Genomic DNA, 12,420 nt, shown 5'->3' on the forward strand with positions numbered 1-12,420 from the left:
AGGGCCTACCGGAGGCCGTCTTCGGCGAGGCGACCGAGCTCGACGGTGGCACGGGCGTCGTCGAGTAGCCCGTCCTGCAGCGACCACACGGCGGACAGCGCGGAGCGCGCGACCACCCACTCGAGGAGGACGGTTCGCGGCAGGCCGAGCGATCGACGCACGACGTCCACCCGCTCGGCGAACAGCCGTGGGTTCCGCGCCGTCGCTGGATCGGGGTTGCTGAACAGTGCGGTGGCGTCGAAGGCGCGGTGGCCCACGATGCCCTTGGGGTCGATCGCCCGCCAGTCGCCGGGTGCGAACTCGAGCACGTTCATGTGGTGGAGGTCGCCGTGGAGCACGACGACGTCGGCAGGCGTCGTGGTGTCGAGCAGTCGACCGGCGAGCTCCCGCCCACGCTCGAGGAACGCCGCGCTCGCCGGATCGCCGAGGAGGGTGCCGAGGGTGGACGCGTCGTCGGCGAGCAGCTCGCGGAACCACCGGCGGAGCGTCGGGAGCTCGGCGATGACGCCACCGGCATCGATCTGCGCCGGGGTGGGGATCGCCGTGTGCAGGGTGTCGAGCACGGAGCACAGGATCGCGACGGCTCCGAGGTCGTCACCTGCGCGGGTCAGCGAGGCGAGATCTCGGCCGCCCGTCGCGCGTTCCAGGACGATCGCGTGGTCATCGCCCGCGAACACCGCCGCGCACCCAGAGCCCTCCCATGACGCGAGCAGCCGTCCGCCGAGCGCCTCTTCCTCGACGAGTGGCACCTTGAGCATCGCCGGTCGTCCGTGGTGCGTCACGGGGAGCAGCCGGCTCGACGGCGTCACGATGAGCTCGCCGTCGGGCACGAGCCGCCACTGCTCGACGGCCGCGTCGATGCTCCCTGGTCGCCATGTCACGGAACTCAGCCTAGGCAACCCGCTCGGACCGGTGCCTGGGTCGCGCCTCGGTCGGTCCCTGAGCTTGTCGAAGGGCTCACGGAGGAACGTCGCCCTTCGACAGGCTCAGGGAGCGGGGAACGCCGGTTAGGCTGGCGCGGTGACCGAGATCCGCGCATACCGCCCGTCCGACCGCGCCGCTGTGGCGGCGATCTGCACCCGAACGGGCGACTCGGGGGCGGACGCGACCGGGCAGTTCAGCACGGACGATCTCCTGCCCGACATCTACGCCTTGCCCTACGTCGAGCACGAGCCCGAGTTGGCGTTGCTCGTCGACGCCGGTGCGGGCCCGATCGGGTACATCCTGGGCACCGCGGACACGGCCGCCTTCGACCGCTGGTTCATCGAGCGCTGGTGGCCGACCGTCGAGGGGAAGTACGCGGAGGCTGCGGCCTCCGGTGACGCCTCGGAGGGTGAGCGCGGTATCGTCCGATCCGCGACGGACCGTGGCGGACTGGCCCCGGAGCTCCTCGTGCAGTACCCGGCCCATCTGCACATCGACCTGCTGCCGGTGACGCAGGGGATGGGTGTCGGCAGGCGGCTCATCGCCGCGTTCTGCGGGCTCCTCGCAGCGCGCGGCGTCCCGGGCGTGCACCTCGGCGTCGGCGTCTCCAACACCGGGGCGCAGCAGTTCTACCAGCGGACGGGCTTCACCCGGGTCGACGGCGACCCCGGCGCCCACTGGTACGCGAAAGCGCTCTGACCCAGGCGGTCTTCAACCCGAGCCCGATCCCGCGTGGAGCGACGGTACTCTCGCGCTCCAGCGCGGTGGCCGGGGCAGGACGTCTCAGCTACAGGAGTTCGGCGCGCGCCCAGCGCAGGCGCTCGAGCGGGGTGAGCAGGTCGGGGTGGTCCTCGCGGAGGTCGTCGAGCGAGACCGGCTGGCGAGGTCGCTCCACCGGGCCGTCGTAGGCGGCGACGACGGCCGCGATGCTGTCCGTGCTCCATCGGTTGCTGCGCATGCGGAGGAGCGGTCGGTTCTCGGCGTCGCAGACGAAGAACTGCGAGCTCGCGTGCAGCCCCCGACCCCGGAACTCGAAGAGTAGGCTGCGGCCGATCGCCTCCCGCGGAACGAACCGCTGCCGTCCGACGATGGGCTGCTCGATGAATCCGTCACGACACACGACGATGCGTTGGCGTCGAGACAGGACGGCGACGCCGAGCAGCACGACCATGCCGAGGACGCCGAGCGTGATGACCCAGGTGCGTTCGACACTCGGGGTCGGGCCGACGAGCCAGAGTGAGACGCCCCAGACGGGCAGGACGACGATCGCGGCGCTCAGGACGGCGCTCCAGAGCACGCGGGGATGCGGTCTGACCGTCACCGGTTCTTCACCCCGTCGCACCACGCGCTCACCCCCGCCGACCATCGTGGCCTGCTTTGCATGGGTGGACAATCCGCCATCTGGGGGACAAGTAGGACGAATGCCCCATTCTTCGAGCCGGTCCCTCCCGTCGGGCGGTCGTGCTTGACTTTCCCACTCTGCGATGTGCAATATATTGCATGCCCGCACCCGCTCAAGCCAACCCGCATCGCCGGGCGCTCCTCCGCGACGACGTCTACCAGTCGCTGCGCAATGCGATCGTCGACGGGACCTTCACTCCGGGCGAGAAGCTCGTCGACACCGAACTGGAACGCTGGCTCGGTGTCAGCCGCACGCCCATCCGCGAGGCCGTGCTGCGTCTCGCCCGAAGTGGGCTCGTCATCGCGAAACCGGGACGGTCGACGGTCGTCGCCCCACTCGACAGCCGGGCGACGTTGCAGGCCCAGGCGGTCGCCGCCGCCATGCACGAACTCGCCGTCCGCGAGGCGGTGCCGCACCTGAGTGCGGACGACCTCGACCGCATGCGCGCGGCGAACCGGGACTTCGCAGCCGCGCTGCAACGCGACGACGCCGACGCGGCGCTCGCAGCGGACGACGCCTTCCACGCCGTGGCCGTGGACGTCGCCGGGAATCCGTTCATCCGTGATGCGCTCGAGGCGGTCACCCCGCTGCTGCGGAGGATCGAACGGCTGCGGTTCTCCTCGGTCGCGGCACGCGGGTCGATCGCGCAGCACGACGCCGTCATCGAGCGCTGTGCGGAGGGGGACGTCGACGCGGCGGCCGCCCTTGTCCGAGGCAACTGGACGACCCTCGCCGACCTCGTCCTCGCCCACCTCGAGGACGACTGAGCAGCGCGCACCACCCGACCCGGTCCCCACCACCCGACCGCGTCCGCACCACCCGAACCGGTCCCCGACGCCCCACCCGGTCCCCGAACCCGTCGAGGGGCCCGCCGCACCGATCGCCACCATTCAGCCGCACCACCGAGACCCAGGAGCCACCACATGTCCCTCAGCGACTTCGCCCGCTACCCGCTCACCTTCGGACCGAGTCCCGTCCACGAACTCAACCGCCTCACCGCCCACCTCGGCGGCGCGACGATCTGGGCCAAGCGCGAGGACGTCAACAGCGGTCTCGCCTACGGCGGCAACAAGACCCGCAAGCTGGAGTACCTCATCCCCGATGCGATCGCGCAGGGTGCCGACACGCTCGTGTCGATCGGGGGCTACCAGTCCAACCACACGCGTCAGGTCGCGGCGGTCGCGGCGAAGCTCGGGATGCAGGCCGTCCTCGTGCAGGAGAACTGGGTGGACTGGCCCGACTCCGTGAACGACCGGGTCGGCAACATCATGCTGTCGCGGATCATGGGGGCCGAGGTCCGTCTCGATCCCGCGGGCTTCGGCATCGGTTTCAAGTCAAGCTGGGAGCGTGCCCTCGACGACGTGCGCGAACGCGGCGGCACCCCGTACGCGATCCCGGCCGGGGCGTCGGACCACCGGCTCGGAGGTCTCGGGTTCGCGAACTGGGCCGCCGAGGTCGAGCAGCAGGAGCGCGAACTCGGCGTGTTCTTCGACACGATCGTCGTCTGCAGCGTCACCGGGTCCACGCACGCCGGCATGATCGCCGGGTTCGCCGGGCAGGACCGACCGCGCCGCGTGATCGGCATCGATGCGTCGGCGAAGATCCAGGAGACCCGCGACCAGGTCGCACGCATCGCCCGCAACACGGCGGAGCTCATCGGCCTCGAACGCGAGCTCCGCGACGACGAGATCACGGTGTTGGAGGGGTGGGCCGGCGACCTCTACGGGATCCCGGTCGAGTCGACGATGGAGGCGATCCGCCTGACCGGCCGGCTCGAGGGCGTCATCATCGACCCGGTCTACGAGGGGAAGTCGATGGCGGGACTGATCGACCTCGTGACGAGCGGTGACATCCCGGCGTCCAGCAACGTCCTCTACGCGCACCTCGGTGGGCAGCCGGCGATCAACGCCTACAGCGCCCTCTTCCGCGACTGAGCCGGTGCCGGGTGTCCCGCCCGAGCGAGGTGCCGGCGCGGTGCGCTGAGCCGAGGTGCCGGTAACCGGTGCCAGCGCGGTGCGCTGATGCGAACCCGAGGGAATCGGCGTGAGCGCGGGTCAGGCGAACGAGCGCGCCCCTCTGGAGACCCGCGCTCACGTCCATGACCCGCACTCGCGTCAGCGCACCGCGCTGGCATCCGTCCGGAGACCCGCGCTCGCGCCAGCGCACCGCGCTGACGCACTACCAGGGTCGATGGTCGCGGTCCAGGGTCGGGCGGCGGCGCGCGGCGGTGCGAGACTTGGACCTCCACGACGCGAGGAGGTCGCATGCGCGCACCGATGGAACCCCGACACCAGACGAGGACCGCATGATCCGTCTGCAGTCGACCGCCTGGCCTTCCAGCGGCACCTCCCTCGACCTCGACGCTCTGCACGACGCGGCGACGGGATCGTTGGCGAGCATCGAGTCGCGCCTGGCCTTCACCGCCACAGCCGTGCGACTCGTCGGTCCGCTCGAACAGCACACCGCCGGGCGCGTCTTCGCGGGACTCGGCGCCATCGCGGCGGTCGACGTCACGCTCGCACGCGTCGTCGAACCGCACCTCGACGCACTGGCCATCCTGCATCAGGCCGACCTCGAACCGCCGGCCGTCTCCACCTGGGGGGTCTTCGCGGCCGAAGCGCCCGGGCTGCGTCTCGACGCGACCCTGGTCGACGACGCCTGGCAACTGACCGGCACCAAGCCGTGGTGCTCCCTCGCCTCCCACCTGAGCGACGCCCTCGTCACCGCCCACACCGCGCCGGGCGAGCGGCGGCTGTTCGCCGTCGCACTCACCGATCCCGGGGTCACGACCGACGACAGCGCCTGGCTCGCCCGCGGACTGCCCCTCGTCCCGAGCGGCCCGGTCGGCTTCGACGGGGTCCCCGCCTCCCCGGTCGGCGACGACGGGTGGTACCTGCGACGCCCCGGCTTCTCCTGGGGCGGGATCGGCGTCGCCGCCTGCTGGTGGGGCGGCGCGATCACGCTCGTCGACCGCCTGCTCGCCGCGGCACGCACGCGACCCGACGCCGACCTGCTCCTGCGCACGCTCGGCGCCGCGGCCGTCGACCTCTCGATCGCCGAGCAGGCGATCGCCGACGCGGCCCAGGCCATCGAACACGGCCACGCCGACGACACGGCCGGCCCGCGCCTCGCCCAGCGCGTGCGGTCGACGGTCCGGGGTCGGGTCGACGCCATCCGCGCCGGGGTGCTCGGAGCACTCGGCCCCGGCCCGCTCACCTCCGAACCCGCCTACCTCGCCCGGATGTCCGACCTCGAGCTCTACGTCCAGCAGGACCACGGCGACCGCGACCTCGCGCGCTACGGCCGCATGCTGGTGGAGGCCGACTGATGCCCGCGTTCGACCACCGCGACCCCGGCACGTCGGCAGCCGCCTGGGCGACCCGCTTGCACGAGCTCGACCTGCCCGTCTGGGACGGCTGGCGACATGCCACGGGCGTCGTCGTGCTGTCGCCGCACCCCGACGACGAGTCGCTCGGAGCCGGCGGGCTGATCGCGGCCGCCGCGGCCGCCGGGATCCCGGTCGAGGTCCTCCTCGTGACCCTCGGCGAGGGATCGCACCCCGACTCGCCGACCACCACCCCCGAGGAACTCGCCCCGCGCCGGGAGGCCGAGTTCATCGATGCTGTCGGTCGTCTCCACCCGACGGTCGGGCACGACGTCCTGCGCATCCCGGACGGCGGCCTCGACGCCGAACGCGTGGGCATCGCGCAGCGACTGCGGGCAGCCGTCGCCACCGCCGGATCACGACCGCTCATCGTCGCCCCCTGGCGCGGCGACGGGCACCGCGACCACCGGATCGCGGGCGAACTCGCCACGGCCCTCGCGACCGAGCTCGACCTCGCGCTCGTGGAGTTCCCCATCTGGCTCTGGCACTGGGCCGACACCGACGACGCGACCCTGCCGTGGCCCGAGGCGCGTATCGTCCCGCTCGACGCGGCTGCGCACGGGGCGAAGATCGCCGCGATGGACGCCTACCCCTCGCAGACGGAGCCGCTCTCGGATGCGCCGGGCGATGAGGCGATCGTCGACCATCACCACCTGCAGCACTACGCGCGGCGGTTCGAGGTCCTGTTCCCGAACGGGCGTGCACTGGACCTTGAGCCCGACAGCGAGCCGGATGCGGGTGCGGCGGCGGACTCCGACACCGACGTCGCCACCGACATCGCCACCGCGACGGACACCGTCGTGACTGCCGACACCACCTCGCGCTCGAAGGAGTCGTTCGAGGACCACTACCGCGACCACCCCGACGGCTGGGACTTCGGGTCCTGGTACGAGGAGCGCAAACGTCGGGTCCTCCTCGCCGCCCTGCCGCGCCAGCGCTACGGCTCGGTGCTCGAACTCGGCTGCGCAACGGGTGTCCTGACGGAGCGGCTCGTGGACCGCAGCGACGACGTGCTCGGTGTCGACATCGCCGAGGCGCCCCTCGAGATCGCCCGTCGACGGGTGCCCGCTGCTCGGTTCGAACGGGGGACGCTCCCGGGCGACTGGCCGAGCGGCGCCTTCGACCTCGTGGTGATGTCTGAGGTCGGCTACTACCTGTCGGCGACCGACCTCGATCGGGTCATCGACCACCTCCTCGGCTCGCTCATGCCCGGCGGGAGCATCGTCGCGTGTCACTGGCGGCACCCCGACGACCATGCCACGACCTCGGCCGAGTTCGTCCATCGCCGGTTGCTCGAACGCTGGCCCGGCCGTCGGTCGGTCCAGCACGTCGAGGACGACTTCCTGCTCGACGTCCTCGTGCCTGCCGACGAGGCGAGCATCGCCGCGGTGGACGGTCTGACGGGCTGATGCTGCGACGGATCGATGCCGTCGTGCCCGCACACGACGAGGAGGAGCTGATCGGGGCATGCCTCGACGCGCTGCTCGTCGCGCGTGCCGCCGTGCTTCGTCTTCGTCCCGAGCTGCAGGTGGGGATCGTCGTGGTGCTCGACGATTGCCGCGACGACACGGCGCGGATCGTCCGTGAGCGGTTGGCGGGCTTCGATCCCGAGGAGGCGGTCACCGTCGTCATCGACGAGCGCAGTGTCGGGGCGGCCCGGCGGGCCGGTGTCGAGGCCGCTGGGCGATCGGGTGCTGCCGGATCGGGTGCTGCAGGCGTATCAGAACGTTGGATCGCCAACACCGACGCCGACTCGCGCGTTCCGGAGGACTGGTTCTCCGTGCACGCCGAAGCGTTCGACGACGGTGTCGACGTCCTCCTCGGGACCGTCCGTCCCGACTTCGCGGACTTCTCCGAGCGCGACATCGAGCGCTGGATGGAGACCCACCCGCCCGGACATCTGCCGGGCAACGTGCATGGGGCCAACCTGGGTGTCCGTGCCGATCGGCTCGACGAACTCGGCGGCTTCCGTGAGCTGGCCGAGCACGAGGACGTCGATCTCGTCGAGCGCGCCCGCGCGGCGGGTCTCAGGGTCGTGCCGACGCCGGATGCACCCGTCGAGACCTCGGGTCGGCGACGCGGTCGCACCCCGGGTGGTTACGCCGCGTTCCTCGCCGAGACCTACCCGCGATCCTGACGATCCTGCGCGTCTGAACCCCCGGCCCGCGTCGGCCGGTCCTATCCGCGCGTCTGTGGATCGACGATGACCTCGGTGACCTCGCTGAGGTCGAGCACCGGGTACCGGGAGACGGCCCCGACCTTCTCCTCGCTCGCCAGGACGTAGACGTCGGTGCTGCGCTCGGCGAGGGCGCGTTTCGTCGCGGCGTCGTCGAGGTCGCCGGTGGTGAGGCCGTGTTCGGGATGGAAGCCCGTGACGCCGAGGAAGCAGGCATCGGCGCTCAGGTGACGGATGGCTTCAGCGGCGAGAGCGCCGCCCGCGACCATGGAGTGCCGTCCGAGTTCGCCCCCGATCATGATGACGCGCGCCGGCGAGTGCTCCGCCACGGCGAGCGCGACCGCCGGGCTCGGGGTGAAGACGGTGAGGGTGGGGTCGTCCGGGACGAGTCGCGCGAGGGCGAGCGCGGTGGTGCCGGCGTCGATGATGACGGTGCTGCCTGGTCGGATCCGATCGACGGCGATGCGGGCGACCCGCTCCTTGCTCGCCGTCCCGAGGGACAGCCGATCGTGGAACGAGCGGTCGGCCGCGGGGACCGGGAGTGCGCCGCCGTAGACGCGGACGCAGAGGCCGGCTTCGGCCAGCTCGCGGAGGTCTCGGCGGATCGAGTCCTCGGAGAGTCCGAGCGCAGCGGCGGCGTCCTTCGCGACGATCCGCCCGTCGCGGTCGAGGAGGTCGAGCAGGTGCGATCGGCGTTGGGCGCTCAACATGCGTGCTCCTTCATGATGTTGCACGATCGTGCACGGTTAACGCTACAGTGCTGGACATGACAACGCCACTCCTCATCCTCATCGCCGGCCCCTACCGTTCCGGGACCGGTGGTGATCCCGATGCCATCGCCCGCAACCTGGAACGACTCGAAGCCGCTGCAGCGCCCATCTACGCGCTCGGTCACGTCCCGATGATCGGGGAGTGGGTCGCGCTGCCGATCCTGCGGGGGATCGACACCGCGTCGGGCGACGGCGACGTCATGTACGAGACGGCGAGGCGGCTGCTCCAGCACTGCGACGCCGTGCTCCGGTTGCCGGGGGAGTCGTCCGGTGCCGACACCGACGTCGCCATCGCCCGTGAGCGCGGGATCCCCGTGTACACCGACCTCTCGGAGATTCCGGCGCTCGAGGGCTGAGGTCGCTCGCTCGCGGAGTCCCGGCGCTCGGCTAGGCTGACGCGCGTGCTCGACGACCTCAGGATCCGCCGCTACCGCGACACCGATGCGCGGGCGACCAGGTCGATCTTCGAACGCGCGGTGCGGGTGACCGCTGCCGCCCACTACACGGCCGAGCAGCTCGCCGCCTGGGTGCCGGACGAACCGGCAGGTGCCGTGCTGGACGACTGGGCCGCCCGACGTGCCGCGGTGACGACGTGGGTGGCCGAGCTCGACGACGCGGTGGTCGGTTTCACCGATCTGGACGTCGAGATCGGATACCTCGACATGCTGTTCGTCGATCCGGACGCGGGACGACACGGCGTCGGGTCCGCGCTCATTCGTCAGGTGCTCGACGAAGCCCGGGCGGTGGGGCTCCGTGAGGTGACCGTGCAGGCGAGTCGGACGGCGCAGCCGGTGTTCGAGCGCCACGGCTTCGTCGTGGTCCGCGAGCAGCGGGTCGAGCGTCGCGGGGTGCTCATCGAGAACGCGGTGATGCGGATACCCCTGGACGCCCCCGCGGGGTGACGCTCCCGAGATGGCCCGCGCGCCCGGCGGGGTGTCGCCAGCGCGGTGCGCCGACCCGAGCGCGGTGGTGCGGGTGCCGGTGCGGTGCGCCGACGTGAGGTCGCTGCAATCGGCGTGAGCGCGGGTCGTGGACGTCGGCGCGGCCCTCTGGAGACCCGCGCTCACGCGTGTGACCCGCGCTCGCGTCAGCGCACCGCGCTGGCAGTCCGTCAGGCGTCGGCGAGTTGGGCCTCGGCACGCTCCGGGGAACCGGCTGCGAGCCCGCGGTCGATGGCGCGTCGCGAGCCGAGCCAGAGCAGGACACCGACCAGGAAGACGATGACCTCCGTGACGGTGAGCGACCAGACGATGCCACCGAGTCCGAACCACAGGTTGCCGAGGAGGACGATCGGGACGAACAACACGCCCTGGGTGACGGCCATGACCGCCGCGGGGAGCGCTCGCCCGGTCGCTTGGAAGAGCGAGGTGATGAGTCCGGTGAACCCGTTGGCGATCATCGCGGTGAGTTGGGCGACGAGGATCGTGACGCCGAGACCGAGGACGGCGGGGTCGGCGATGAACGCGGAGACGATCGGTTCGCGCAGGACGAGGACGACGCCGGCGAAGAGGACCGAGATCCCGCCGACGGTGAGTGCCGAGGCGCGGAGAGCCGACCGGAGGCGCGCGCCGTCGCCCTTGCCGAACGCATAGGCGAGCAGCGGGAGCACACCGAAGGTGACACCCATGACCAGGAACTCGGGCACCTGGGCGATCCGGACCGCGACGCCCATGGCGGCCAGCGGGGCGTCTCCGTAGGCCGCGGCCAGCGTGTTCAACACGAGCGCGGTGACGATGAGGAACCCCGACTGCAGGAGCGTGCTGACCCCGACACCGAGGACCGGCTTGAGGATCGTCGGCGACAGCGTGAACCAGCGCGGTGCCAGGCTGACGTGCTCGCTGTTGCGCTGCAGCCACGCCACGAAGTAGACGAGGACGCCGAGGTTCGCCAGTCCCATCGCGAGTGCCGCGCCGGCGACGCCCCAGCCGAACCCGAGGATGAAGACGAGATCGAGGACGAGGTTCGCCACGGCCGACGCGATGAGGGCGATCATCACCTGACGGGCGGCACCCTCGGCCCGCACGAGCTGTTCCAGGCAGAACGCGGTCGCCATGACGGGGACGAACGCGAGCATGACGCCGATGAACGCCGAGGTCGCGGGTGCGGTGACCGCGTCCGCCCCGAGCAGCGACACGAGCGAGCCGAGGAACACGAGGCCGATCCCGCCCAGGACGGCGCCCGTCAGGAACGCGCCCCAGACGGAGAAGGAGGCGGCCCGTTTGATGTCTCCGGCCTGTGCCGGGTCGTGTTCGGAGGCGCCCAGGAGCCTGGAGATGAGCGCGCCGCCGCCGACGCCGAACAGGTCGCCGATCGCCATGATGAGTCCGAGGATCGGGGCTCCGAGAGTGATCGCGGCGAGGAGCGAGGTGTCGTGCAGTGAGCCGACGACGCCCGCGTTGATGAGGTTGTAGACGGCGCTGACGACCAGGGCCGCCGCCATCGGGACGCACAGATGGATGAGTGCCCGGATGATCGGGGCGGTCGCGAGGTACCAGCGGTTGCTGCCAACCGTGTCGGCGGCGGTCGATGGTGCGTTGTCGGCCGATGTTGCGGTGTCGGTCGAGGCTGTGGTGACGGTCGGTGGCGCGGTGGCCGTCGACAGTGCGGTGCTGCTGGGGAGGGGCGTTCCGGTTGTGGGATCGATGTGGTCTTCGGGGTGCATGGCAGGCTCCGTTTCGGGCAGGTTCCGGGCGCGACGATGAGCGCCGGCGCGGCGAGGGTTCGTTGGTGGGGTGGTCGTCCGGTGCGGGCCGAGCGGTCGGGCTCAGCAGGCGTCCGGGCGCGACGGACAGCGCCGTCGTGGCATTCACGGCCGCCATCGCGTGCGGCGGTCGGCGGATGACGCGGCGAGTGGTCTCGGCGCGTGGTCGGGGAGCTCGGGTTCCCGAGCGGTGATCAGCGGGTCGGCTGCGGCAGGTGCGCCGTGAGCTTCGTGAGCAGAGCGTGCAGGGTGTCGCGTTCGCTCTGGTCCAACGGGGTGAGGATGATGTCGTCGGCATCGGCCATCGCGGTCTCGAACCCGGCGATGAGGTCGGTGCCGCGCTGCGTGGCGAAGACCCGCTTGGTGCGGGCGTTCCCCGCTTCGGCGCGTCGTTCCACGAGCGCTCGGCGTTCGAGTCCCTGCAGGAGGCTCGAGACGCTGGCGGCGCTCGTCCGGCTCACCTCGGCGATGTCGCGTTGGATGGAGCCTGGATGCTGGACGAGGTACCCGAGGACGAAGGCCTGCTCGTGCGTGAGTTCGCGAGCGCGGATCCAGTCTTCGCCGGCTTTGCGTTGTGCCCACGCGATCCAGCGGAGCAGTTGGAGTGTGCTGCTGAAATCGGGTGTCTCGTCATCCATGGTTAGAACGCTAACGCTTTGAGTTCTAACTGTCAACCCTCGAATGATCGACCTGCTCGGCGCGGTGCGCTGACGTGAGTTGGGCGGACTCGGCGTCAGCGCGGTGCTCTGACACGAAACCAACGAGTTCGGCGTGGGCGCGGGTCGTAGCCCTGAGCGCGCCCCTCCGGAGACCCGCGCTCACGCGTGTGATCCGCGCTCACGTCAGCGCACCGCGCTGGCGCCACGGAGAGACGTCGCTGGGGAGGCCCGGAAACGCAGAACGCCCCGCACGAGGCGGGGCGTTCATGGTGAAGCTGGCGGAGAATGGGGGATTCGAACCCCCGAGGGCGTTAACCCAACACGCTTTCCAAGCGTGCGCCATAGGCCACTAGGCGAATTCTCCAAGGCAGTTTGTGAAAAACGGCCAGATAGCAGCATACCT

General features: G+C 71.1%; 13 protein-coding genes and 1 tRNA gene. 8 read left to right on the top strand and 6 right to left on the bottom strand.

Translation table 11 applies throughout. From position 1 onward, the window contains the following. Window positions 1–5: 5 nt before the first annotated feature. Window positions 6–881 (bottom strand): aminoglycoside phosphotransferase family protein, encoded by an 876-nt coding sequence (locus BIU99_RS01760; protein WP_175484329.1) that lies wholly within the window; start codon window positions 879–881, stop codon window positions 6–8. 139 nt (window positions 882–1,020) lie between these two features. Here BIU99_RS01760 and BIU99_RS01765 point away from each other — a divergent pair, with 139 nt between their 5' ends. Next, window positions 1,021–1,623, top strand: coding sequence for an N-acetyltransferase (locus BIU99_RS01765; RefSeq protein ID WP_071258891.1), 603 nt, complete (start codon window positions 1,021–1,023; stop codon window positions 1,621–1,623). 88 nt (window positions 1,624–1,711) lie between these two features. Here BIU99_RS01765 and BIU99_RS01770 read toward each other — a convergent pair whose 3' ends face one another. Continuing rightward, window positions 1,712–2,245 carry a hypothetical protein gene (locus tag BIU99_RS01770; protein WP_139205296.1) on the bottom strand — a complete coding sequence of 178 codons (534 nt, stop codon included), beginning with the start codon at window positions 2,243–2,245 and terminating at the stop codon, window positions 1,712–1,714. Between the two features lie 179 nt (window positions 2,246–2,424). On the opposite strand from BIU99_RS01770, the gene BIU99_RS01775 reads away from it, so the two are divergent. The 5 genes from BIU99_RS01775 (at window position 2,425) to BIU99_RS01795 (ending at window position 7,848) form a co-directional block, all read left to right on the top strand. Continuing rightward, window positions 2,425–3,093 carry a GntR family transcriptional regulator gene (locus tag BIU99_RS01775; protein WP_064294972.1) on the top strand — a complete coding sequence of 223 codons (669 nt, stop codon included), beginning with the start codon at window positions 2,425–2,427 and terminating at the stop codon, window positions 3,091–3,093. Between the two features lie 156 nt (window positions 3,094–3,249). Continuing rightward, entirely contained in the window at window positions 3,250–4,260 is a 1,011-nt protein-coding gene (locus BIU99_RS01780) for a 1-aminocyclopropane-1-carboxylate deaminase (RefSeq protein ID WP_071258893.1), read from the top strand. 371 nt (window positions 4,261–4,631) lie between these two features. After that, window positions 4,632–5,654, top strand: coding sequence for an acyl-CoA/acyl-ACP dehydrogenase (locus BIU99_RS01785; RefSeq protein ID WP_071258895.1), 1,023 nt, complete (start codon window positions 4,632–4,634; stop codon window positions 5,652–5,654). Continuing rightward, window positions 5,654–7,120 carry a bifunctional PIG-L family deacetylase/class I SAM-dependent methyltransferase gene (locus tag BIU99_RS01790; RefSeq protein ID WP_071258897.1) on the top strand — a complete coding sequence of 489 codons (1,467 nt, stop codon included), beginning with the start codon at window positions 5,654–5,656 and terminating at the stop codon, window positions 7,118–7,120. Before BIU99_RS01785 ends, BIU99_RS01790 begins: the two co-directional genes overlap by 1 nt. 23 nt (window positions 7,121–7,143) lie before the next feature. Then, complete coding sequence (locus BIU99_RS01795) at window positions 7,144–7,848, top strand: glycosyltransferase family 2 protein (RefSeq protein WP_254773546.1); 705 nt, start codon at window positions 7,144–7,146, stop codon at window positions 7,846–7,848. Between the two features lie 41 nt (window positions 7,849–7,889). Here BIU99_RS01795 and BIU99_RS01800 read toward each other — a convergent pair whose 3' ends face one another. Continuing rightward, window positions 7,890–8,597, bottom strand: coding sequence for a DeoR/GlpR family DNA-binding transcription regulator (locus BIU99_RS01800; RefSeq protein WP_071258902.1), 708 nt, complete (start codon window positions 8,595–8,597; stop codon window positions 7,890–7,892). A gap of 56 nt (window positions 8,598–8,653) precedes the next feature. Between BIU99_RS01800 and BIU99_RS01805 the strand changes: the two genes are divergently transcribed. After that, window positions 8,654–9,013: a hypothetical protein gene (locus BIU99_RS01805; protein WP_064294966.1), complete on the top strand. Its 360-nt coding sequence runs from the start codon at window positions 8,654–8,656 to the stop codon at window positions 9,011–9,013. Between the two features lie 45 nt (window positions 9,014–9,058). Then, the gene (locus tag BIU99_RS01810; RefSeq protein WP_071258904.1) at window positions 9,059–9,559 is read left to right on the top strand and encodes a GNAT family N-acetyltransferase; all 501 of its coding nucleotides are present in this window, start codon (window positions 9,059–9,061) and stop codon (window positions 9,557–9,559) included. Window positions 9,560–9,768: 209 nt separating this feature from the next. On the opposite strand, the gene BIU99_RS01815 is transcribed toward BIU99_RS01810, so the two are convergent. The 3 genes from BIU99_RS01815 to BIU99_RS01825 form a co-directional block, all read right to left on the bottom strand. Continuing rightward, window positions 9,769–11,319 carry an MATE family efflux transporter gene (locus tag BIU99_RS01815; protein WP_083397128.1) on the bottom strand — a complete coding sequence of 517 codons (1,551 nt, stop codon included), beginning with the start codon at window positions 11,317–11,319 and terminating at the stop codon, window positions 9,769–9,771. Between the two features lie 233 nt (window positions 11,320–11,552). Beyond that, window positions 11,553–11,996 carry a MarR family winged helix-turn-helix transcriptional regulator gene (locus BIU99_RS01820; RefSeq protein ID WP_071258906.1) on the bottom strand — a complete coding sequence of 148 codons (444 nt, stop codon included), beginning with the start codon at window positions 11,994–11,996 and terminating at the stop codon, window positions 11,553–11,555. A 297-nt stretch (window positions 11,997–12,293) separates the two neighbouring features. Then, window positions 12,294–12,381 (bottom strand) — tRNA-Ser (locus BIU99_RS01825). Between the last annotated feature and the right edge of the window lie 39 nt (window positions 12,382–12,420).

Origin of the sequence: Plantibacter sp. MMLR14_011 (assembly GCF_001865025.1) — a bacterium.
GTDB classification, from domain to species: Bacteria; Actinomycetota; Actinomycetes; order Actinomycetales; family Microbacteriaceae; genus Plantibacter; species Plantibacter flavus_A.

Excerpts from the sequence above, each read along its gene's own strand:
- BIU99_RS01775 (WP_064294972.1), top strand. The coding sequence starts at position 2,425 with ATGCCCGCACCCGCTCAAGCCAACCCGCATCGCCGGGCGCTCCTCCGC.
- BIU99_RS01780 (WP_071258893.1), top strand. The coding sequence starts at position 3,250 with ATGTCCCTCAGCGACTTCGCCCGCTACCCGCTCACCTTCGGACCGAGT.
- BIU99_RS01785 (WP_071258895.1), top strand. The coding sequence starts at position 4,632 with ATGATCCGTCTGCAGTCGACCGCCTGGCCTTCCAGCGGCACCTCCCTC.
- BIU99_RS01790 (WP_071258897.1), top strand. The coding sequence starts at position 5,654 with ATGCCCGCGTTCGACCACCGCGACCCCGGCACGTCGGCAGCCGCCTGG.
- BIU99_RS01800 (WP_071258902.1), bottom strand. The coding sequence starts at position 8,597 with ATGTTGAGCGCCCAACGCCGATCGCACCTGCTCGACCTCCTCGACCGC.
- BIU99_RS01805 (WP_064294966.1), top strand. The coding sequence starts at position 8,654 with ATGACAACGCCACTCCTCATCCTCATCGCCGGCCCCTACCGTTCCGGG.
- BIU99_RS01815 (WP_083397128.1), bottom strand. The coding sequence starts at position 11,319 with ATGCACCCCGAAGACCACATCGATCCCACAACCGGAACGCCCCTCCCC.
- BIU99_RS01820 (WP_071258906.1), bottom strand. The coding sequence starts at position 11,996 with ATGGATGACGAGACACCCGATTTCAGCAGCACACTCCAACTGCTCCGC.